25 protein-coding genes and 1 other annotated feature are annotated in these 20,411 nt (G+C 46.6%); all 25 genes read right to left on the reverse strand.

Features of this window, described 5'->3' with window-relative positions:
* Positions 1 to 16 precede the first annotated feature (16 nt).
* Positions 17 to 274 (reverse strand): preprotein translocase subunit YajC, encoded by a 258-nt coding sequence (yajC, locus tag MHZ95_RS16985; RefSeq protein ID WP_239391983.1) that lies wholly within the window; start codon positions 272 to 274, stop codon positions 17 to 19.
* Between the two features lie 39 nt (positions 275 to 313).
* Positions 314 to 1,453: a tRNA guanosine(34) transglycosylase Tgt gene (gene tgt / locus MHZ95_RS16990; protein ID WP_239391984.1), complete on the reverse strand. Its 1,140-nt coding sequence runs from the start codon at positions 1,451 to 1,453 to the stop codon at positions 314 to 316.
* Complete coding sequence (gene queA / locus MHZ95_RS16995) at positions 1,453 to 2,505, reverse strand: tRNA preQ1(34) S-adenosylmethionine ribosyltransferase-isomerase QueA (RefSeq protein WP_239391985.1); 1,053 nt, start codon at positions 2,503 to 2,505, stop codon at positions 1,453 to 1,455. The genes tgt and queA overlap by 1 nt, the downstream gene beginning before the upstream one ends.
* A gap of 29 nt (positions 2,506 to 2,534) precedes the next feature.
* A complete protein-coding gene (ruvB, locus tag MHZ95_RS17000) occupies positions 2,535 to 3,545 on the reverse strand; it encodes a Holliday junction branch migration DNA helicase RuvB (RefSeq protein ID WP_239391986.1) in 1,011 nt (336 codons plus the stop codon).
* Positions 3,546 to 3,576: 31 nt separating this feature from the next.
* Positions 3,577 to 4,182, reverse strand: coding sequence for a Holliday junction branch migration protein RuvA (ruvA, locus tag MHZ95_RS17005; RefSeq protein ID WP_239391987.1), 606 nt, complete (start codon positions 4,180 to 4,182; stop codon positions 3,577 to 3,579).
* A gap of 97 nt (positions 4,183 to 4,279) precedes the next feature.
* Positions 4,280 to 5,554, reverse strand: a complete 1,275-nt coding sequence (locus MHZ95_RS17010; RefSeq protein ID WP_370643094.1) for an ATP-binding protein — start codon at positions 5,552 to 5,554, stop codon at positions 4,280 to 4,282.
* Between the two features lie 109 nt (positions 5,555 to 5,663).
* Positions 5,664 to 6,386, reverse strand: coding sequence for a YebC/PmpR family DNA-binding transcriptional regulator (locus MHZ95_RS17015; protein WP_239391989.1), 723 nt, complete (start codon positions 6,384 to 6,386; stop codon positions 5,664 to 5,666).
* A gap of 11 nt (positions 6,387 to 6,397) precedes the next feature.
* Positions 6,398 to 7,267 (reverse strand): aminoglycoside phosphotransferase family protein, encoded by an 870-nt coding sequence (locus tag MHZ95_RS17020; protein ID WP_239391990.1) that lies wholly within the window; start codon positions 7,265 to 7,267, stop codon positions 6,398 to 6,400.
* A gap of 6 nt (positions 7,268 to 7,273) precedes the next feature.
* On the reverse strand, positions 7,274 to 8,398 hold the full coding sequence (safA, locus tag MHZ95_RS17025; RefSeq protein ID WP_239391991.1) for a SafA/ExsA family spore coat assembly protein: 1,125 nt from the start codon (positions 8,396 to 8,398) through the stop codon (positions 7,274 to 7,276).
* Between the two features lie 204 nt (positions 8,399 to 8,602).
* Positions 8,603 to 9,466, reverse strand: a complete 864-nt coding sequence (gene pheA, locus MHZ95_RS17030; protein WP_239391992.1) for a prephenate dehydratase — start codon at positions 9,464 to 9,466, stop codon at positions 8,603 to 8,605.
* A gap of 19 nt (positions 9,467 to 9,485) precedes the next feature.
* Complete coding sequence (locus MHZ95_RS17035) at positions 9,486 to 9,941, reverse strand: ACT domain-containing protein (RefSeq protein ID WP_304649483.1); 456 nt, start codon at positions 9,939 to 9,941, stop codon at positions 9,486 to 9,488.
* A 66-nt stretch (positions 9,942 to 10,007) separates the two neighbouring features.
* The gene (gene obgE / locus MHZ95_RS17040; protein WP_239391993.1) at positions 10,008 to 11,297 is read right to left on the reverse strand and encodes a GTPase ObgE; all 1,290 of its coding nucleotides are present in this window, start codon (positions 11,295 to 11,297) and stop codon (positions 10,008 to 10,010) included.
* A gap of 11 nt (positions 11,298 to 11,308) precedes the next feature.
* The gene (locus tag MHZ95_RS17045) at positions 11,309 to 11,923 is read right to left on the reverse strand and encodes a Spo0B domain-containing protein (RefSeq protein ID WP_239391994.1); all 615 of its coding nucleotides are present in this window, start codon (positions 11,921 to 11,923) and stop codon (positions 11,309 to 11,311) included.
* Between the two features lie 97 nt (positions 11,924 to 12,020).
* Positions 12,021 to 12,311: a 50S ribosomal protein L27 gene (gene rpmA, locus MHZ95_RS17050; protein ID WP_239391995.1), complete on the reverse strand. Its 291-nt coding sequence runs from the start codon at positions 12,309 to 12,311 to the stop codon at positions 12,021 to 12,023.
* 13 nt (positions 12,312 to 12,324) lie between these two features.
* Positions 12,325 to 12,654 (reverse strand): ribosomal-processing cysteine protease Prp, encoded by a 330-nt coding sequence (locus MHZ95_RS17055; protein ID WP_239391996.1) that lies wholly within the window; start codon positions 12,652 to 12,654, stop codon positions 12,325 to 12,327.
* Between the two features lie 6 nt (positions 12,655 to 12,660).
* On the reverse strand, positions 12,661 to 12,969 hold the full coding sequence (gene rplU, locus MHZ95_RS17060) for a 50S ribosomal protein L21 (protein WP_239391997.1): 309 nt from the start codon (positions 12,967 to 12,969) through the stop codon (positions 12,661 to 12,663).
* Positions 12,970 to 12,982: 13 nt separating this feature from the next.
* Positions 12,983 to 13,056, reverse strand: a sequence feature (ribosomal protein L21 leader region).
* A 45-nt stretch (positions 13,057 to 13,101) separates the two neighbouring features.
* Positions 13,102 to 13,713 carry a M50 family metallopeptidase gene (locus MHZ95_RS17065; RefSeq protein ID WP_239391998.1) on the reverse strand — a complete coding sequence of 204 codons (612 nt, stop codon included), beginning with the start codon at positions 13,711 to 13,713 and terminating at the stop codon, positions 13,102 to 13,104.
* The gene (locus MHZ95_RS17070; protein ID WP_239391999.1) at positions 13,710 to 14,276 is read right to left on the reverse strand and encodes a M23 family metallopeptidase; all 567 of its coding nucleotides are present in this window, start codon (positions 14,274 to 14,276) and stop codon (positions 13,710 to 13,712) included. The genes MHZ95_RS17065 and MHZ95_RS17070 overlap by 4 nt, the downstream gene beginning before the upstream one ends.
* Before the next feature lie 650 nt (positions 14,277 to 14,926).
* On the reverse strand, positions 14,927 to 15,727 hold the full coding sequence (minD, locus tag MHZ95_RS17075) for a septum site-determining protein MinD (protein WP_239392000.1): 801 nt from the start codon (positions 15,725 to 15,727) through the stop codon (positions 14,927 to 14,929).
* Position 15,728: 1 nt separating this feature from the next.
* Entirely contained in the window at positions 15,729 to 16,400 is a 672-nt protein-coding gene (minC, locus tag MHZ95_RS17080) for a septum site-determining protein MinC (protein WP_239392103.1), read from the reverse strand.
* 26 nt (positions 16,401 to 16,426) lie between these two features.
* Entirely contained in the window at positions 16,427 to 16,951 is a 525-nt protein-coding gene (gene mreD, locus MHZ95_RS17085) for a rod shape-determining protein MreD (protein WP_239392001.1), read from the reverse strand.
* Complete coding sequence (gene mreC / locus MHZ95_RS17090) at positions 16,948 to 17,853, reverse strand: rod shape-determining protein MreC (protein ID WP_239392002.1); 906 nt, start codon at positions 17,851 to 17,853, stop codon at positions 16,948 to 16,950. The genes mreD and mreC overlap by 4 nt, the downstream gene beginning before the upstream one ends.
* 19 nt (positions 17,854 to 17,872) lie before the next feature.
* Entirely contained in the window at positions 17,873 to 18,889 is a 1,017-nt protein-coding gene (locus MHZ95_RS17095; RefSeq protein WP_239392003.1) for a rod shape-determining protein, read from the reverse strand.
* Between the two features lie 144 nt (positions 18,890 to 19,033).
* The gene (radC, locus tag MHZ95_RS17100) at positions 19,034 to 19,708 is read right to left on the reverse strand and encodes a RadC family protein (protein ID WP_370643098.1); all 675 of its coding nucleotides are present in this window, start codon (positions 19,706 to 19,708) and stop codon (positions 19,034 to 19,036) included.
* A gap of 13 nt (positions 19,709 to 19,721) precedes the next feature.
* Entirely contained in the window at positions 19,722 to 20,336 is a 615-nt protein-coding gene (locus MHZ95_RS17105) for a Maf family protein (RefSeq protein WP_239392004.1), read from the reverse strand.
* Between the last annotated feature and the right edge of the window lie 75 nt (positions 20,337 to 20,411).

Consider the following 20,411-nt stretch of genomic DNA (forward strand, 5'->3'; position numbering starts at 1 on the left):
TTTCTTGTGCTTACAATTATTCTACAACTCGCCCGATTGCTTGTCTTTCAAATTGTAATCTTGTTCCATCTGAAACTTTAATAAATACGGACGTTTCATCCACCGCATCGATTGTTCCATGAAGTCCACCGATTGTAATGATATTGTCTCCGCGTTTCAATTCGCTTTGCATCGTTTTCGTCGCTTTCTGTCTCTTTTGCGCCGGTCTGATGAGCAAGAACCACATTACAGCGAACATTGCCACAAACGGCAACAGTCCTGCTAAACCTTCCATTTTTCATCCCCCTTTCAATCAAGATTCATTATACAAGATTCAAAAGTTTTTTGCATTCGGTTTGTTGAAACCGTAGTTTTCGAAAAACTCTTCCCTGAAATCGCCTAACCGATCTTGACGGATCGCTTCCCTCACTTGTTCCATCAAATGAAGAAGGAAATGTAGATTATGATACGTCGTCAAGCGGATGCCGAACGTCTCCTCTGCACGGATCAAGTGGTGGATATAAGCCCGGCTATAGTTTTTACACGCATAGCAATCACAGTTTTCGTCAAGCGGACGGAAATCATTCTTAAATTTCGCATTGCGGACAACTAAGCGCCCTTCACTCGTCATCAATGTACCGTTTCGTGCAATACGTGTCGGCAATACGCAGTCGAACATGTCCACCCCGCGAATCGCACCATCAATAAGCGAATCAGGTGAACCGACCCCCATCAAATAACGAGGTTTGTCCTGTGGCAGGAGCGGTGTCGTAAATTCCAATACACGATTCATGATATCTTTCGGCTCGCCGACCGATAATCCGCCGATTGCATAACCCGGGAAGTCAAGCGATACGAGGTCTTTTGCACTTTGCTTGCGCAATTCCTCAAACTCTCCTCCTTGCACGATACCGAATAAGGCTTGATCGTTCGGACGTGCATGAGCTGTAAGACAACGTTCGGCCCATCTGGAAGTCCGCTCGACACTCGCTTTCATATAATCATAGGTCGCTGGAAATGGCGGACATTCGTCAAAAGCCATCATAATATCCGGACCGAGCGCATTTTGGATTTCCATCGCTTTTTCCGGACTGAGGAACAGTTTGCTTCCGTTTAGATGATGTCTAAAATGGACGCCTTCCTCTTCAATCTTCCGGAAATCGCTCAATGAAAAAACTTGAAAGCCACCTGAATCGGTCAGAATCGGACGGTCCCAATTCATGAATGTATGCAAACCGCCCGCCTCTTTGATAATTTCGTGACCGGGACGCAACCATAAGTGGTACGTATTGCTCAAGATGATGCCTGCCCCGACCGCTTTCAAATCTTCCGGCGACATCGTCTTGACCGTCGCCTGTGTCCCGACCGGCATGAAAGCAGGTGTCTCGAAAGAGCCATGTGGCGTATGGACAATTCCAAGACGCGCTCCGGTCTGTTTACACGTTTTAATATGTTCGTAAGTAATGGCTGCCATTAGTTTGATTCCTTTCTTTGTTGAGGTTTAATGAACATGGCGTCACCGAAGCTGAAAAAACGGTATTCTTCATCGACTGCCTGTTTGTATGCCGCAAGAATATGCTCTCGTTTGGAAAGCGCCGAAATAAGCATCAGCAATGTCGATTTCGGTAAATGAAAATTGGTTAAAAGCCCGTCCACGATGCTGAACGTATAGCCCGGATAGATGAAGATCGACGTCCATCCACTTGTAGCGACCATTTTCCCTTCATTCGCCGAAGCGATCGTTTCCAATGTCCGCGCGGAAGTCGTGCCGACTGCTATCACCCTTCCACCTCGTTCCTTCGCTTGGTTGATGGTGGCGGCTGTCTGTTCCGTGACGTAATAATATTCGGCATGCATCGTATGCGCTTCAACAGAATCCACGCTGACCGGACGGAATGTCCCTAAGCCGACATGCAAAGTGATGAAGGCGACGTCGACACCCTTTTCCCGGAATTGATCCAAGATTTCTTCCGTGAAATGGAGCCCAGCTGTTGGCGCAGCGGCCGAGCCGCGTTCTTTCGCAAACACCGTCTGATAGCGATCCTGATCGTCCAATGTTTCTGTTATATAAGGCGGCAACGGCATTTGACCGAGCGCATCCAAGATCTCATAGAAAATACCTTCATACTGAAACTTGAACAGACGACCGCCTTGTTCCAAAACGCCTGTACATTCCGCTTTCAGACGGCCATCGCCGAATGTGACGACCGTTCCGACTTTTATCCGTTTCGCCGGTTTGACAAGTGTTTCCCACTCATCTTCGCCCGTTTCCTTCAAGAGCAGGACTTCGATTGTCGCCCCCGTGTCTTCTTTCACACCCATCAGACGCGCTGGAAGCACGCGTGTATCATTGAGTACGAGGATATCCCCCGCCTCGACTTCATCGAGCAAGTCCGGGAAGTGCCGGTGTTCGACATGCCCTGTCTCTTTTTCAAGCACCATTAGCCGACTCGCTGTCCGGTCTTGTAATGGTGTTTGTGCGATGAGCCGTTCTGGTAAATCAAAATCGAATTCATTTACATCCATCAGCTATATGATCTCCCTTTATTCTAAGATTAATGTGTGTTCTCCTCGGGAAATACATACCCGAAATGATCGTAAGCAAGGCGTGTTGCAATCCGTCCGCGCGGTGTCCGTTGGATAAAACCAATTTGGAGAAGATACGGTTCATAGACATCTTCAATCGTCACCGATTCCTCACCAATGCTTGCAGATATCGTATCGATGCCAACAGGTCCCCCACGGAAACGTTCAATCATACCGGTCAACAATTTATGGTCAATATGATCTAGTCCATGCGAATCGACTTGCAACATTTCAAGTGCTTCCTCCGCCATTTCCAACGTAATGTTGCCATTTCCTCTCACTTGCGCGTAATCACGCACACGTCGCAGCAAGCGGTTGGCAATACGCGGCGTTCCACGGGCACGACGAGCGATTTCTCTTGCTGCCCGTTCGTCGATTTCCACTTCAAACAGGCCGGCACTGCGCACCACGATTTCTGTCAGCGGCAGGACTTCATAATATTCAAGACGCAGCGGAACACCGAATCTGTCCCGTAGCGGTGCCGACAATGCCCCTGCACGCGTCGTAGCACCAATCAACGTGAAGGGAGGCAAGTCGAGCCTGATGGACCGGGCGGAAGGACCTTTTCCGACCACAATATCAAGGCAGAAATCTTCCATTGCAGGATACAGAACTTCCTCAATTGAGCGGTTCAATCTGTGTATCTCATCAATAAATAACACATCGCCCGGTTCCAATGACGAAACGACAGCAGCAAGATCGCCCGGACGTTCAATCGCAGGACCACTCGTCATACGAACATTGACGTCCATCTCATTGGCAATGACGGTCGCAAGCGTCGTCTTCCCAAGACCGGGAGGGCCATACAACAAGACATGATCCAAACTTTCACTACGCCCTTTTGCAGCTTCGATGAAAATACCAAGGTTGTCCTTCACTTTTTCTTGCCCGATATACTGGCTCAGAAACTGCGGCCTGAGCGATTGTTCAAAACGCTCATCATAATTCGATACTTCCCCCGATATGACGCGTTCTTCCATCTTCATCCTCCTTTCCCTCATTATGAATCCGTTATTTCTGTTTCAATAATAACTGAAGAGCCAATTTCATATAGCCTTCTGTATCAAGTTCTTCTTTTTCCAGTTTCGGTTTTACTTTCGTCAATTCACGTTGCGAATAGCCTAATGCTTCCAAAGCCAACATCGCTTCATCGAGCGCACCATTTTCAACCATTGTCAATAAAGTCGTTTCCTCGTCCGGCACGTCGATTTCACTGAACAAATCATGCAGCTTCCCTTTCAAATCTAAGATCATTTGCCGAGCCGTCTTTTTACCGACCCCCGGGAATTGAACGAGGAATGCTTCGTCTTCTCGTTCAATGGCTCCGATCACTTGAGATGGAATGCCACTTGCCAATATTGCCAATGCACCTTTCGGACCGATTCCTGAAACTGTGATCAGCTTTTTGAACAATTCACGCTGTTCAAGTGTTTTAAAACCAAGCAACATTTGGATATCTTCCCTGACATGTAAATGCGTGAACACTTGTTGAAGCTCATCTGTCATATGAAACGCATAGGGATTCGGTGTCATGATGAGCCAGCCGATTCCACCTTGTTCAAGCGTAATATATTCAGGCGTCACACGCGTAACATGCCCTTTTATATAGTCGTACAATAAATTCGCCCCCTATATGTATAGAAACAATTATATCATACGAACGCACTTTCTACCCGATTGGGAAATCCTCTCTTCCGTTATTCTAACTGGAAAATTAAACGGGAATAGTAATTAGCATGGTCGTCCCTTTTCCGAGCGTACTTTCCACTTCAATCTTGCCATTTAAGCTATTGATTGTTCGATACACCATGAACATACCAAGGCCCGTCCCTTCTTTTTTTGTTGAATAATAAGGCACGCCTAATTGCGAGAGTTCTTCACTTGTCATGCCAATACCGCTGTCTTTGACTTCGATTAGGATATTGCTATTTTGTGCTGATATATCAATTGTAATGTTGCCGCCTTCTTCTTTCATCGATTCAATGCTGTTTTTAATAAGATTGATGAAGCATTGCCTTACTTGGCTTTCATCATAACTTTTCTTTAATTTGTTTGTGCATTCAATATGGATGGCAACATTATTTTTAGTGGCATAGGGACCAAGGATGTTTTTCACATATTCGAGTTCATCTTTAAAATTCGAATAAACCATATGAATTGATTGAGGCTTTGAAAAAGCAAGAAAATCATTCACAATCGTTTCTGCACGCTCCAGTTCAGTCAACGAAAAATCGATATATCTTTTTTCCTCCGGAGTAATCGTCTTTGAACTGTTCAACAGTTGCAGAAATCCATTTGTGACGGTCAGCGGATTTCGTATTTCATGCGCGATGCTCGCCGATAATTCACTAATATCCTTCAGCCTTTCCGATTGAATATAAATCTCACGTCGCTTGACGTTGGAAATGATTTTCTCGATTAAAGACATGATAATGAAGATAACAACCGTATAGGTCAGCAGCGAATTAATGACCAACTCCCAAAACTCATCCGTCAATTCCTCGTAAAAAAAGCCCAGAGATGTAAAATAAAGTGCCATCATCGAAAGGGTGGCAATGATTCCATAAGCCACACGCCTATTGGGAGTCTGAACGATGAATTGCTCCCTGAAGAAAGGGATCACTAGCAAAATGACGGTCGCGAAAGCAAGGGAATGATAGAATCCATCCCCCCCACCGATAAGGTAGCGATAAACATTCAGAACAATATAGAGAGGTAAAGCCATCTTATAACCGCCAAAAAGGGCCACAACGATGAATGGAATCCATCTTAAATCAAACATGAAACCGATCTCTAATTTCAGTGGAAACGCCATACAAAGAAGAAGTGATACAGATGACCAGAAGATCAGGCTGAATTTATTAAAGGTATTCCATTTATTTTCGAAAAAAATGACAGATATTAAAACTGGAAGAAGCAAGAACAAAAAATTTAGCAGTAATGTTTCAAACAAGCGGAACTTCCTTTCCATGTATACATACCTATGCATTGTACACTATTTTTCTAGCGCAGTATGTAGAAAATCAATATCATAAAATAAATATCCATCATCCGTTAGAATTCAATCAATTCTTAAACGGGTGATGGATATTTGGGACTTACTCCGCTGCGTTATGGTAAATATCCTGCACGTCATCGTCGTCTTCGAGCACTTCGATCATCTTCTCGAAGTTTTCAAGTTTTTCTCCAGAAAGTTCCGTATACATCGATGGAACCATTTCGATTTCGGCGGAAATAAACACAATCCCTTCTCCTTCGAGCGCTTCCTTTACAGTCAAAAAGTCGGATGGTTGCGTGACAATTTCAAAGCCTTCCTCAGTCGATGTGATATCATCCGCACCCGCCTCGAGGGCCGCCATCATCACCGCGTCTTCGTCAGTGTCTTCCGTCCGCTCGATGAACAGACGACCTTTCCGTTCGAACATATACCCAACCGAACCGCTTTCTCCGAGGCTTCCCCCGTTTTTGTTAAAAGCAACACGGATATTGGGTGCAGTACGATTTCGGTTATCCGTCAAACAGTAAACGAGAACCGCAACGCCTCCTGGGCCATATCCCTCATAGATCACTTCTTCGTAATTTTCATCCGCTCCCGCGCCTGTCGCTTTATCGATGGCACGTTTAATGACGTCATTGGGAACGTTAGCGCTTTTCGATTTTTCAATCGCAAGACGGAGCGCGGCGTTCGATTCGACATCGGGTCCGCCCGCTTTTGCGGCTACGAATATTTCCTTCGACATCTTTTGGAATATTTTCCCACGCTTCGCGTCCTGTGCACCTTTACGATTCTGTATGTTTTTCCACTTGGAATGTCCTGCCATGTTGTTACCCCCTAAGTAATCATCCGCTCTACATCATACCATAATTTCGGCCAATGTGAGAGCGCGGACTTCGTAAAGGGGATGAGCCGTTTCGCCTGCTTTTCCCTGTTCGAGGGTGATAATGTAAAGAGATAAAGCCATTCACGCAGCAACTCATTTGGAAATAACAACATCGTCTTGGCAGCTCCATCCATTTTCTGCAACGAAGGCTGTTCATCAAACAGAAAATCGATATCATAGTCGATCTGCGGCAATACACGATGGACCCATAACGCATTTTCCGTCCCCGGAGGTCCCGTGCATGCCAGATCGAAGTCTATGAAACGGATGATGCCGTTCTTGTCACGCAAAATATTATGATGAACCACATCACCATGCAACAAGGTCCCGTCTAACTGATCCACATAATTCTTTTTCAAGATCCCCATCGCATTCGTCGCATAAAATAAAATTTCATCGACACGACCTTTACCAATATACGACTCGCACGCCCCACTCATTTCACGGAAACGGAGGATGCGATCTTCCCATTTTCCTAGAAGTGGATACGGATGCAAATAGGACTTGGATCCCCAGTCGATTTGTGACTTTGTGGCATGAAGGGCGTGAAGGGCCGCCAATGAATCCGTCCGATCTGCTCTTTTTTTGAAATTGACGGCTTTCGCCCCTTCAAGCCATGGCTGGATAAATGACAACTGGTCTTCCGTAGCGACAACTTGCACGATATGCGGAAACGCCACCGAGTGAAGTGCCTCGTGAATTTGTTTCACTTTCGAAGCTGTTGACAACGAATGGTAACGTTTCACCGAAAAATGATTGCCACCCTTTTCTAATTTCCACACATTCTCTTTGATTTTCTCTAGATTTTTATCTAGTGTCATACACCCTTAGTAAGACCCATACCAATTGGTGTGTTGATAAGGGGTAGGCATCATATGGAATGGATGAGCATGTGTGGGTGCATTACAAGACCATGGATTCCCGAAGAAAAACGGCATCGGCATCATGATCGGATGATGTCCACCACTACAACCGCAGCCGCAACCTTGCTGCCCCTGGTGGTGCATCGGCATCTGATAGGCAGGCGATAGCGCTTGTGGTACATATCCGTCCTCCGGTGGGCAATGGACAGATTCCTCAAAGTGGAACATCGGCGATTCTTCAAAATGCATATCCGGTGATTCGATCAGTTGCCAACCTTCCATGGCCGGACTTGGCTCTGGCGGTGCTACCGGCGGTCGGCTTTGGAATACTGGCGATTCTTCCATGAATGGTTCTTCCTGTCGTATCGGTGCTGGCTGAGGTGCTGGTGGCATTGCCTGGATTTGCCCCGAATGCATGTATGGATAACAATCTGTATCGAAGATGGGCATCCATCCGCATGGAACGCTGAAAATAGGTTGCACGAAAGTCGGCATTGGAAACGGCTGAGCTGGCGGTGGTGCCGGCATATGCGGAATCGGTGGTGCTGGCATTGTTGGTTGCGTTTGTATTGGTGGCAGCGCCGGGATTTGTGGAATCGGCGGGATTTCCAGTTCCTCTCTAGGAGGCAACGGCTGCACCGGTGTTGGTGTCGGCATTGGCTTAGGTGCCGGTGTCGGTTTTGGCGTCGGTTTTGGTGTTGGTTTTGGTGTCGGTTTTGGTGTTGGTGTTGGTGTTGGTTTTGGTGTTGGTTTTGGCGATGGTGCTGGTGTCGGTTTTGGCATCGGTGCCTGCTTCACCGGCTCCTTCCCTTTTCCAGGATGCTTGACGTGATCATGATGTTCCCCTTTTGAACCATGATGTTGTTCACCCGTAGACTTTCGCGGTACAAATATCTTCATCCCTGGTACGATATAATCCGGATTCGCCAAATGTGCGTTGGCCCGTTTCAGCTCTTCAAACGGGACGCCATATTGCCGGGCAATCTTCCATAATGTATCCCCTCTTACAACAATATGAACTTCCACTTCCATATTTCCCCCTTCCGTCAATCCATCGTATGAACGAACGCCCGTCTTTGTGACGTTCATTTCTACGTGATGTCCCCTCTTGCCATTTATATGCGAGACGAGGCTATTTATTCGAATAAAAGATTGTTCCAGACGGAAGGGGCTTCCGGACGTTCCCTCACAAAAACGCCCCGTATATGTTAGTTTGGTGTCTAACATGTACGGGGCAGTTCAACGAGATATTGTTTATTTTCGGCAAGGAGCAACAAAGGCCTTGCGTTTTGATCAGTATGTAAAATAAGAGCCAAGGGAGCGGACCGAACAATTCAATGCAGCCAATTCCTCTTTGGCACCAAGCATCATCGGATGTTCGTCGGACTCCAATACATCGATAATGAAAAAATAGTTTCCGAGCCCTGTTTTCATCGGCCTTGATTCAATTTTACTCAAATTGAGCTTTCGCCATGCAAATACCGATAATACTTGGTATAGCACACCGGATTGATCGTCTTCCGGAAGTTTTACAATTAAAGTCGTTTTGCGTTTTTCAGAGTGTCCTTCTTGTTCCAAAACTCCTTTGCGCAACGAAAGAATGATAAAACGCGTATGATTGAAATGGAAGTCATGGATATTCTCTTCCGCAATATGTAGTCCGTATCTTTCGGCAGCCAATCGGTTCCCGATAGCCGCAATTTTCGCTTCCGGATGCTCAGAAATATATTTTGCAGCGGCAGCTGTCGATGTCGTTTGAATGAGCGGAACGCGACGGTAATGATACTTTAAGTATTTATGGCATTGCGCAAGTGCATGTGGATGGGAATTGATGGATTCAAGCTCATCCAACTTAGACATTTGTTGTGGATTGACCAATAAATGCTGTTCGATCGGGATGGAGATTTCAGCATTGATGTACAAGTCGCTTTCATGGAACAAATAATCGATCGTCATCGGAACGGAACCTTCCAATGCATTTTCCATCGGAACGATTGCATATGCCACATGCCCTTTGGCAACCGCTTCAATACAATCCGGAATGGTCGGTTGCGGTATCAGCCCGGAAGTGCCGAAAAGCTTGGTTGCCGCAACATGTGTAAAGGATGCCTCCGGTCCTAAATAAGCGACCGTCGGCGTGAACTTTTCATTTTGCATATTCTCATAATCCTCCTATTTATATGGCGCCTGAACTGATCAAAACGACAGATTCAACAAAATCAGGCACTTTCAATCTTTGTAAAAATTCTTCCATTCTGATGGGCATTTCGGTCACATCCAATGATAATGTAATATTTGCCCGTCCTTGCACCGGAATCGTCTGATGGATCGTTAAGACATTGCATCTTGCATCCGAAATGATTTGCAGCAAAACTGCAAGCGACCCTTTCCGATCTTCCATCTGAATGAAAATCGTCAGAATTCGTTCCCGGGCAATGGATTCAAATGGAAAAACGGTATCCCGATACTTGTAGAACGCACTCCGGGATAGTCCTACCCTTCTTGTTGCCTCTTGTATCGTCGATTCTTCTCCACTCGCCAAAAGCCTCTTCGCCTCCAGCATCTTCAGCATCGATTCTGTCAGCACGTCTTCCCTAACAAGGTAAAACTGCCCTTCCCCCAGTTGTTTCATAGCAGATTCCTCTTTTCTTGCACAGCATGGCAATCATAGTCGAAGCGAATATCGGGTTTAGATTCCTTACTCGATAAAATCGAATTCGAAGTCGAGAATACGGACCGTATCCCCGTCTTTTGCCCCGCGCTCGCGAAGTGCATCATCCACGCCCATTCCCCGCATTTGTCTTGAGAATTTACGGACGGATTGATCAAAGTTGAAGTCAGTCATTTTGAACAATCGTTCAATCGTATAGCCGGATAATACAAACGCCCCATCATCATCACGAGTAATGACAAAGTCTTCCGGTTCCGCTTCATGTTTATAAAGCACGGAATGCTCGTCCTGCTCCTTGATTTCATGCATTGGGAATTCAGGCGTCGTTTCCAGCAGATCCGCAACCTCATAAAGTAGATCATCGAGCCCTTTTCTCGTCAATGCTGAAATTGGGAAGATGCGCGCGTTTTCGTCATCCAATTTTTCCTTGAATGTCTTTAAGTTCTCCTCCGCATCAGGCATATCCATTTTGTTGGCAACAATAATTTGTGGCCGTTCTGTCAAGCGTAAGTTGTATTTCTCCAATTCTTCATTGATCGTCACAAAATCTTCGTACGGATCGCGCCCTTCCAAACCTGACATGTCGATCACATGAATGATGACCCTTGTCCGTTCGATATGGCGAAGAAACTGATGGCCCAGACCTACACCCTCATGCGCTCCTTCAATAAGTCCCGGCAAATCCGCCAAGACAAATCCGCGGCCATCATCCGTTTCCACCATTCCCAAATTCGGAACGAGCGTCGTAAAATGATAATCCGCGATTTTCGGTTTAGCTGCGGAAACGACCGACAGCAATGTCGATTTTCCGACACTCGGAAATCCGACAAGACCGGCATCCGCTAGCACTTTCAGCTCCAAATTGATTTCCCTGGCAACGCCGGGTTCCCCTTTTTCCGATAATTCGGGAGCCGGATTTTGTGGCGTCGCGAAACGGCTATTCCCTCGACCGCCACGACCTCCTCTGGCAACGACTGCCTTTTGTCCATGTTCCACAAGGTCCGCGATAATCGTCCCATCTTCCGCATCCGTCACGACGGTTCCTGGCGGGACTTTGACAACCATATCCGTAGCCCCGCGGCCATGCATGTTCTTGCTGCCGCCATGTTCTCCCCTCGGCGCCTTGAAGTGGCGTTGATAGCGGAAGTCCATGAGCGTCCGTAGTCCTTCATCAACAATGAATACGACGTCGGCCCCTTTTCCGCCATCTCCACCGGCAGGTCCACCGTATGCGATATATTTCTCACGCCGGAATGCGACCATCCCGTCTCCGCCATCTCCGCCTTTTACAAAAATTTTCACTTGATCGACAAACATCCATTTTCCTCCTATCGTCCACGTATCGTGAACGTCCATTGATGACTCGATAGCGCTTCCTCGACAATCAGATCCCCTTCCGCTTTCGGAATAGGCTGCATGTTGGTCATGTCACCCTTTACCGCAAATGCGATGCACCAATCCGTAGCGCTAGCTTGGACCTCTATTTTCGTTTCATATTCATAGCCCGCATCCACGGCATTTACCGCTTGATCGAACACGCGCTTTAAATAAGAGACAACCGTTGCATCTTGCGTTTTCCGGATTCCGGTCACGATATCACATGTCATCGTTGCCGCGAAAGGGTTATAATTCCAAGCAAAGGTCGTCAACCAGATTTCCGTTTCCGGCAGACCTAGTTTTTCCAACATGGACATTTGACGCATATGATCCGTCGTGTCCAATATTTTCTTCTTTGCTTCAGGAACCTTGCCGAGATCGATATATAATAAGATTAACTGAAGTTCATTTAAAAAATCATGCCTTGCAAATTTCAGTGCTTTTGCCGTTGTCAGCAACTCATTTCCCAATCTCTTCACCGCCAACTCATCATATTTACAGTATAGCACTTTGACACCTTTCTTCGCCAACTGCGAACGACTTTCCGTATGGACGAATCCGATCAAATATGTCCTTCTGTCACTACGAAAGGGTTGTGCCCTTTTTATGTATGCATATAATAAAAAGGACTGCATATCCAATGCAGTCCTTTCCCGTCATATGTTACGCTTCCTGAGCTACAGGGTAAACGCTGACTTTCTTTTTGTTCCGGCCTAGACGTTCAAAACGTACGACGCCGTCAACTTTCGCGAAAAGTGTATCGTCACCACCGCGACCAACGTTTTCACCTGGGTGAATTTTCGTTCCGCGCTGACGATAAAGGATGGAACCGCCTGAAACGAATTGTCCGTCCGCGCGTTTTGCGCCAAGACGTTTCGCCTCGGAGTCACGACCGTTCCGAGTAGAACCTACCCCTTTTTTCGATGCGAAAAACTGGAGATCCAAACGTAGCATGTTATGTCACCTCCTACTTTTTGAAAATAAGTTGTATATGTTGCCCATAGTCTTGTTCAATCGTCTGTAATGAAACAATCATCGCTTTTACGATCAGCTGGATGTCATGATCTTTTTCGTCGGCTTCCGGAAACGTGACTTTCAAATAACCGCCGTCAGAACCTTGATCGATTTGAGGCGTTTTGCCTGTCAGTGCAATGATGGCATTGACAGCCCCGAAGGACACTGCGGATGCTCCTGCACAGACAAGGTCTTTTCCATGTTCCGCGAAATTTGCGTGGCCTGACATCTCGAATGATCGGATGCGGCCTGTTGGTTGTTCATCAATGAGGACTTTGATCATGCCGGCTTACAGATTGATACCGTCGATAACGACTTTCGTGTATGGCTGACGATGACCTTGTTTTTTGTGGTAGTTCTTTTTCGGCTTGTATTTGTAAACCGTGATTTTTTTAGCGCGGCCTTGTTTCACAACTTTCGCTGTTACAGAAGCACCTTCCACGAATGGAGCGCCTACTTTCACGTCGTCTCCGCCTACGAATAGGACTTTGTCGAAAGTGACGACCTCGTCAGCTTCACCAGTAATTTTCTCGATGTAGATTTCTTGGCCTTTTTCGACTTTGACTTGTTTACCACCAGTTTCAATGATTGCGTACATACTTGCACCTCCTCTATAAACTCAGACTCGCCTTCCTAGGTGATCCATGCGGATGCTTGTACCTGCTCAGTGCGGTTGCAGTAGCACGGGTGCTACAAACAATAACAGTTGAATATTACCATGTAGAAAAGCTTACGTCAACTGTTTTTGTTTTAATTCTGCATAGGCTTGTTCATATTTTCGAAATCGGAAAGCCGAAATATTTTGGATAAGTAGAAAGAGTGCTAATAACATATAGGGAACCGTTGCCGGCAAACTGAAAGCCAACAACAAACACGCTACAAACAAAAACAGGATGGAATGGACAAGGAAAAGTTCGCGCGTCCTGTATGCAGAACCGCCTTTTTCAAGCAGTACACACAGGACTTGTCCCCCATCGAGGGGAAGGATCGGAAGCAAATTTAATACGAGCAACGCCACTTGAATACGGATGACGTGCGCATCACCAGGAAATGGGATCAGCATCGCGCTTAGAAGGAGTAAACCTGTTGCCAACGGACCGCCAAGCGCGACGAAAATCCGTGCTTTTTTCGAGGCCAAATTGCGGTTTGGAATGATCAGTTCCCCACCGTAGGGCATGATTGTACAAGACCGGACACGCATTCCCGCAAGACGCGCTGCAACGAGATGTCCGGCCTCGTGAATGAGAAGGGACAGGAAAATGAGGACATACACCGACAAGCCGTCAACGACGATCAGAAACAGGAAGAATGGCAAAAGGACAGGATGGAGCCTGAACTTCATCGAGCCGTTTCCACCCCTCCATCACCCGAAAGATAAGTCGGCAGCAACGAGGCATCCAAATTAACCCCATCCCGCTTCACCATCAAATAGATGGCCCCCTCTTCCATCATCGCCAGCGTGTCCCCTTTTTTCACAGTCGTATACGGCAGTTTCGTAAAAGTACCAACAAACCCATACGTCACTTCATCCCCATCATCATACAACACCGTAATCGTTTTGCCGGATTCCCGAGTGAAACCCGTAAAGACAACGAGACCTGGACCTTGCGCTTCAATCGGCAACGGATCCGCATACGAAACGATGACACCATTCTTATAAGGCTGCATCGATTCATACAGCGTAAACGGATCTACCTCTTGCGGATCAGCCGACACGGTAATTCGCGCATCTTCCGGATCGCCGATCATCGAAGCCACCCATTTCTTGATCACAACAAAGTCCTTTCCGGACGAAACGTACTGTGTTACGGGCTTCTGAATCACACCCGTCTGCTCCAACTTTGCCATACCAAAAACACCCACCGCCACTACAAACGCCGCTATCCATTTTGTTTTCCACTTCAACCGGCTACACCACCCATTTTTTTCAGTATATGATGGCATACGAAAGAATAGTATGGGCTACGTTATTTTTTGGACATCTTATTTTGTCAGTTTGGAAGATGGGATGTGATTTGTTTTTAGGGTGGAGTATGGGCGTTTGGTGGTGGGTTATGAGCGCGTGAAGCTCGTTTTGAGCGCGCGGTGAAAACTTTGATCGCTTGGAATTCTTTATGAGCGCGCGGTGGGGACTTTGATCGCTTGGAATCCTTTATGAGCGCGCGGCAGGGACTTTGATCACTTGAAATTCTTTATGAGCGCGCGGTGGGGGTTTTGATCGCTTGGAATCCTTTATGAGCGCGTGACAGGGGCTTTGATCACTTGGGATCCTTTATGAGCGCGCGGTGGGGACTTTGATCGCTTGGAATTCTTTATGAGCGCGCGGCAGGGACTTTGATCACTTGGAATTCTTTATGAGCGCGCGGCAGGGACTTTGATCACTTGAAATTCTTTATGAGCGCGCGGTGGGGACTTTGATCACTTGAAGCTCACTATAATCACTTAAAACAGATCCATGAGCGGTTGGAGGTTGATGATGCTGGTTACCAACGAAAAAAATCCCCACGCACTATAACAGCGCTGGGGATTGGGGGTTATTTGAATAAAGACGTTTTTTAACTTTTTACAAAGATGGATTTTAACTTTCCAAAGAAACCTCGTTTTCCGGCATCTACTGACATGAGCGGAACGGACTCACCGAGGATGCGGCGGGCGATGTTCCGATAGCCGATTGATGCTGGATTTGCCGGATCCATAACGACGGGTTCTCCTTTGTTGGATGAGGTAATGACATTTTCATCATCCAATACAATACCAAGCAAGTCGATCGATAAATGGGTTGTAATGTCGTTGACGTCGAGGGCTTCGCCCGAAGCCATCAGCTGCTTTTTAATGCGGTTGATGATGAGTTTGGGCGGCTCGATTTCTTCCTTTTCGAGCAATCCGATAATCCGGTCGGCATCCCGGACAGCCGAAATCTCAGGCGTCGTTACAACGATGGCACGGTCCGCACCGGCAATCGCATTTTTATAGCCCTGTTCGATTCCCGCAGGACAATCGATCAGGATATAATCATAATCCCTTTTTAAATCCGAAATCAGTGCTTTCATTTGCTCAGCGTTGACGGCGTTTTTATCCGTCGTTTGCGCCGCTGGCAATAAAAAGAGCCCATCTTCAAATCGTTTATCTTTCACGAGTGCTTGTTGCACTTTGCAACGCCCTTCAATGACATCCACAAGGTCATAAATAATCCGGTTTTCTAATCCAAGAATCACATCAAGGTTTCGGAGGCCGATATCAGTGTCGACGAGACACACTTTTTTTCCTTGCAGCGCCAATGCAGTTCCAAGGTTTGCGGATGTCGTCGTTTTGCCGACACCACCTTTGCCAGATGTTATTACAATTGCTTCTCCCACACTAGCTTCCTCCTTTGAATGATGACAGACCGGGCCGTAGATTTCGAAGTTCCTGCAAACGGTCAATGGCGATAAAACCGTTCGGATGCAAATAAGCACATTCCATTTCCGGTTGTTCTGACAAAATTGTCAATTCATCCGTCATCGTTTCCATTTTATCTGCAATGATAAGATGCGTCGCTTCCAGCCATGAAGCGGCGATCACCGCTTTTGCATTGCCGTTCGCTCCGGCATGCGCAATCCCTTTCAGCCTGCCAAGAACATAGATGCTGCCCGCCGCCTCGACGCGGCCATTCGGGTTGACATCGCCGATAACGACGAGGTCCCCTTCCGCTTTGACAACTTGCCCTGATCGGACGATTCCGATAAAAGTTTCGGATTGGTTTTCAAGTATTTTCCGGTTACACTCTTCCATCGTGATGACATCGCTTTGAATTTTGGACACACGAAGATTGGGTGAACCGTGTATGATGTTCATAATTTCTTTTAGCTCTTCTTCACTGCAATACCGGTTGCCCGTTTGGACCTGCACTTCTGCAAGCCCTTCCAAGCCATCTTCTTCCACTTTCCTACGGAGCTCGGCAATCATATCCGAATAGGCGCATTTATCATCGAGCCGAAGAACAAGACCATCCTTCGTGCCTTTGATTGTTACATATTGCTGTTTCGTCATTTGCGTCACCCCGAATTCACTATCTTTCACAAAGATTCACCCTGTCCCTGTAAAACTCTTTTATAAATCAGATTTTTGAAGAACCAGCCGAACATTCCGACAAATATTGAATTCGCAATCATGGTCGGAGCCAGCCTACCGGTAATAAATTCATTAAAACCGATGGATGTCAGTGATAGTAGACTCGCAAAAAAGTAAGAGAGTATCTCTAACACGACGATCAAAAATAAGGCGAGCATCATTGCCGTCCCGATATGACGATGGATTTGACGAATGATCAATGCTGCGATGAAACAGATGGATGGGTAAAGAAATGCATATAATCCAATAATATCAATGTGGAACATATCATACAAGAGTCCGAGTACGATTCCATAGATGATTGCCTGCCGCCGATTGATATAGATTGCCATGAAAATGAGATAGACAATGACAAAACGCGGAACAAGCGTATACCGCTCTCCACCGATTTCAATAGGCGAGAACAAACTGAAAGCAGGCTCCAAGAAAAACAGCATGACGGCAATAAGAGGGATGATGAATCGGATCATGATCCACCCTCCCCCTCAGTGCCTGAAGTCCCGTCACCGTCTGTCCCTGTTCGATCGGGCGTCGAAGTCCGTTTGGCAATCATGACATGATCCAGCACAGCAAAGTCCGCTGCCGGACGGATATAGGCCAACTTCGTCAACCCATAATCATCCGTTGACACTTCTGTCACTTCTCCAATCAGCAAGCCTCTCGGGAAAATCCCCCCGAGCCCTGACGAGATGACTTTCTGCCCGACTTCCACATCGATGCTGGAGTCGATCCGCTTCATGATCAGTTCGCCGCGCTTATGATCATATCCTTCTATCAAACCGAAGGCCGCTTTCTTTCCGTTCTCCTCTGGAATCACAGAAGCGACCCGGAAATTGCGATTTTCTGTCGACAGCAGTTCGACCGTGGATGTGAATTTGGTAACGAGGACCACTTTGCCGATTAAGCCATTTGCGGTGATAACCGCCATATTCCGCTCAATGCCATGTACTTCGCCTTTATCGATAATGATCTTCTCTTCCCACTGATCCGGGTTCCGAGAGATGACCGTCGCTTGGATCGGTTCGTATTCACGTAAATCTTCTTTCTTACCGATGATTTCAAGCAAGCGCTTATTTTCGGATTTCACATCGATGAGCTCGGCTTGTGTAGAGGCAAATTCGCTCAGCCTTGATTTTAATTGTTTGTTTTCCTCATATGTATTCAATAGTCCATCTATATTCCCGATGATGTCCATCACGAAATGTGCCGGCTTCGAAAACAACGATTGGCCGAAGCCGACGACATCTTTTACAATTTGTTCGGGAAGCGAGGCATTGTGCCGGTCCTTGAAAGAGAATGAAATTAATGCAACGAGAACGATAACGCCCACGAGCAGTAAAATCAAACGTTTATTTGAAAAAAATCGCGGCATTGCCCGTATCCTCCCTCAATTATCTAGACTGCATTTTTTTAATCAAATCAAAATTATCCAATGCTTTGCCAGTACCGATTGCCACGCAATCAAGCGGATCTTCCGCGATGAAAACAGGCATATTCGTTTCATCTGAAATGATTTTATCGAGATTCTGGAGCAACGCCCCGCCGCCCGTTAGGACGATTCCCCGCTCCATGACGTCAGAAGACAGTTCAGGAGGAGTCGTTTCAAGTGTTTTCTTTACTCCGTCGATGATTTGTGTAATCGACTCACGTAAAGCATCCACAATTTCGTCCGATGAAATTTCAATCGTTTTCGGCAAGCCTGTTAATAGATCTCGTCCGCGAATTTCCATTTTCTCAGACTTCGCAGTCGCTTTAGCGGAGCCGATTTCAATTTTAATCGCTTCGGCTGTCCGTTCACCGATTGTGAGATTGTAAGTTTTGCGAATATACGTAATGATCGCATGATCCATCGTGTCACCGCCGACACGGATCGATTCGCTTGTTACGATACCACCGAGTGAAATGACAGCGACTTCTGTCGTACCCCCACCTATATCGACGACCATGCTCCCGGTAGGTTCCCAGACTGGAAGATTTGCACCGATAGCAGCCGCGAATGGCTCTTCGATTGTAAAAGCATCTCTAGCTCCCGCTTGACGGGATGCATCCGTGACCGCACGTTGTTCGACCGACGTTATGCCGTATGGCACACAGATCATCACATTCGGCTTTTTAAATGAACCGCCAGCCGCTTTCATCGCTTCTTTCATATAATGTTCAATCATTGCCGTCGTGATTTCAAAGTCTGCAATGACACCATCTTTCATCGGTCGTGTCGCTACAATCGAACCTGGTGTACGACCGATCATATTTTTCGCCGCACTACCGACTGCGACAATTTCGCCCGTATGTGTGTTTTTAGCTACTACGGAAGGCTCTCTCAGGACGATGCCCTTCCCTTTAATGAACACTAATGTATTTGCTGTGCCGAGGTCAATCCCGACATCTCTCGATCCAAATCCAAACAAGATAGTTCTTCCTTTCTCCATAACCGCTCAATTACGGCCTTCATCAAATCATACACCATAGTATAACGGATAGAAGAACAAAATTACAGTATCACCTATATACTCATTTATTTTTCATGCCATTCGACGTATGATTTCAGAATATTAAATGTAGCCTTTTTCTTTTAAACTGATGAACTTGTGATCTCCGATGATCAAATGATCCAATAACTCGATACCCATGATCAAGCCCGCTTCTATCAATCTTTTCGTCACTTCAATATCTTCTGGAGATGGTGCAGGGTTGCCGGAAGGATGATTATGCGCAACGACAATGGAGGCGGCTGAGCGTTTGACAGCTTCTCTGAAAATTTCCCTCGGGTGGACAATACTGGAATTTAAACTACCAATAAAAACCGTTTGCTTGTGCAGCACTTCATTTTTGACATTCAAAAAAAGAACCACGAAATGTTCTTGGCTCAATGATGTCATATCTGTCATTAAATAAGCAGCGGCATCTTCCGGAGATCTTATGGTATATTTTCCCCATGTATTCTTTCGATAGAGCCGCTTACCGATTTCCACCGCCGCTAAAATTTGAACGGCTTTCGCTTTGCCAATCCCTTTAACGGCCATCAATTCTTCGATCGTCGCGTCTTTTAAATCTTGTATTTTATCGAACGAAGAAAGGAGACGGTTCGCCAATACGAGAACCGACTCTTCTTTCGTCCCAGTACGCAGAAGGATGGCAATCAGTTCCTGATTGGATAAGCTTCCCGCACCTTGCGTCATCAATCTTTCACGCGGCCTGTCCGCAATGTGGACATCACGAATCATCATGTTCGAGTGAAGTTCAGTGATCAACGGACGCTTCACCTGCTTCCAATGCAATCCATCCCTGTCCACGCAACCATTCGGTTAGCTTGGCAATCGGCAAGCCGACCACGTTATAATAATCACCCTCTATTTGTTCGACAAGCAGTGCTCCCGCCGTTTGAATACCATAGGCGCCAGCCTTGTCCATCGGATCGCCAGAAGCGATATAGGCATCCAGTAGCCGATCATCGAGCGTTCGGAAGGTCACTTGCGTTTCAGCAGAAAAACCGTGAAATTCCCCTTCGAGAGCGACACAGACACCCGTAATCACTTGATGGGTCTTGCCCGAAAAAGTTTTTAAAAAAGTCTTCGCTTGTTCGTGATCGGTGGGCTTCGGATATACTTTCCCTTCGTGCACAACGATCGTATCGGCTCCGATCACGATATGCCCCTCATAGCGCCGCGCAACCGCCTCCGTTTTTCGTAAAGCAAGCGCTTCGGCATAGGCGGCGAAATCGCCGTTTTCCACTTCCATCTCTTCCGAAACATCACTTGGCACAACCGTAAACGGCAAGCCGAGCAATTGGAGCAATTCTTGCCGACGCGGTGAAGCGGATGCCAAAATGATCGGTTTCACACTACTAAAATTCATGTTACATTCCTCCTTTCCTCCATCATACCGGAACAAGAGGGATGTGAAAATTGTTCCGAAATCGCCATAATTTCA

The sequence above is a fragment of the Sporosarcina sp. ACRSM genome, assembly GCF_022346545.1.
GTDB lineage: Bacteria > Bacillota > Bacilli > Bacillales_A > Planococcaceae > Sporosarcina.

Bases quoted from the DNA above. Each gene is read 5' to 3' on its own strand.
- yajC (WP_239391983.1), bottom strand. From the start codon at position 274: ATGGAAGGTTTAGCAGGACTGTTGCCGTTTGTGGCAATGTTCGCTGTA.
- tgt (WP_239391984.1), bottom strand. From the start codon at position 1,453: ATGGCAGCCATTACTTACGAACATATTAAAACGTGTAAACAGACCGGA.
- queA (WP_239391985.1), bottom strand. From the start codon at position 2,505: ATGGATGTAAATGAATTCGATTTTGATTTACCAGAACGGCTCATCGCA.
- ruvB (WP_239391986.1), bottom strand. From the start codon at position 3,545: ATGGAAGAACGCGTCATATCGGGGGAAGTATCGAATTATGATGAGCGT.
- MHZ95_RS17010 (WP_370643094.1), bottom strand. From the start codon at position 5,554: ATGCATAGGTATGTATACATGGAAAGGAAGTTCCGCTTGTTTGAAACA.
- MHZ95_RS17015 (WP_239391989.1), bottom strand. From the start codon at position 6,386: ATGGCAGGACATTCCAAGTGGAAAAACATACAGAATCGTAAAGGTGCA.
- MHZ95_RS17020 (WP_239391990.1), bottom strand. From the start codon at position 7,267: ATGACACTAGATAAAAATCTAGAGAAAATCAAAGAGAATGTGTGGAAA.
- safA (WP_239391991.1), bottom strand. From the start codon at position 8,398: ATGAACGTCACAAAGACGGGCGTTCGTTCATACGATGGATTGACGGAA.
- pheA (WP_239391992.1), bottom strand. From the start codon at position 9,466: ATGCAAAATGAAAAGTTCACGCCGACGGTCGCTTATTTAGGACCGGAG.
- MHZ95_RS17035 (WP_304649483.1), bottom strand. From the start codon at position 9,941: ATGAAACAACTGGGGGAAGGGCAGTTTTACCTTGTTAGGGAAGACGTG.
- obgE (WP_239391993.1), bottom strand. From the start codon at position 11,297: ATGTTTGTCGATCAAGTGAAAATTTTTGTAAAAGGCGGAGATGGCGGA.
- rpmA (WP_239391995.1), bottom strand. From the start codon at position 12,311: ATGCTACGTTTGGATCTCCAGTTTTTCGCATCGAAAAAAGGGGTAGGT.
- MHZ95_RS17055 (WP_239391996.1), bottom strand. From the start codon at position 12,654: ATGATCAAAGTCCTCATTGATGAACAACCAACAGGCCGCATCCGATCA.
- rplU (WP_239391997.1), bottom strand. From the start codon at position 12,969: ATGTACGCAATCATTGAAACTGGTGGTAAACAAGTCAAAGTCGAAAAA.
- MHZ95_RS17065 (WP_239391998.1), bottom strand. From the start codon at position 13,713: ATGAAGTTCAGGCTCCATCCTGTCCTTTTGCCATTCTTCCTGTTTCTG.
- minC (WP_239392103.1), bottom strand. From the start codon at position 16,400: ATGACGAAACAGCAATATGTAACAATCAAAGGCACGAAGGATGGTCTT.
- mreD (WP_239392001.1), bottom strand. From the start codon at position 16,951: ATGATCCGATTCATCATCCCTCTTATTGCCGTCATGCTGTTTTTCTTG.
- mreC (WP_239392002.1), bottom strand. From the start codon at position 17,853: ATGCCGCGATTTTTTTCAAATAAACGTTTGATTTTACTGCTCGTGGGC.
- radC (WP_370643098.1), bottom strand. From the start codon at position 19,708: ATGATGATTCGTGATGTCCACATTGCGGACAGGCCGCGTGAAAGATTG.
- MHZ95_RS17105 (WP_239392004.1), bottom strand. From the start codon at position 20,336: ATGAATTTTAGTAGTGTGAAACCGATCATTTTGGCATCCGCTTCACCG.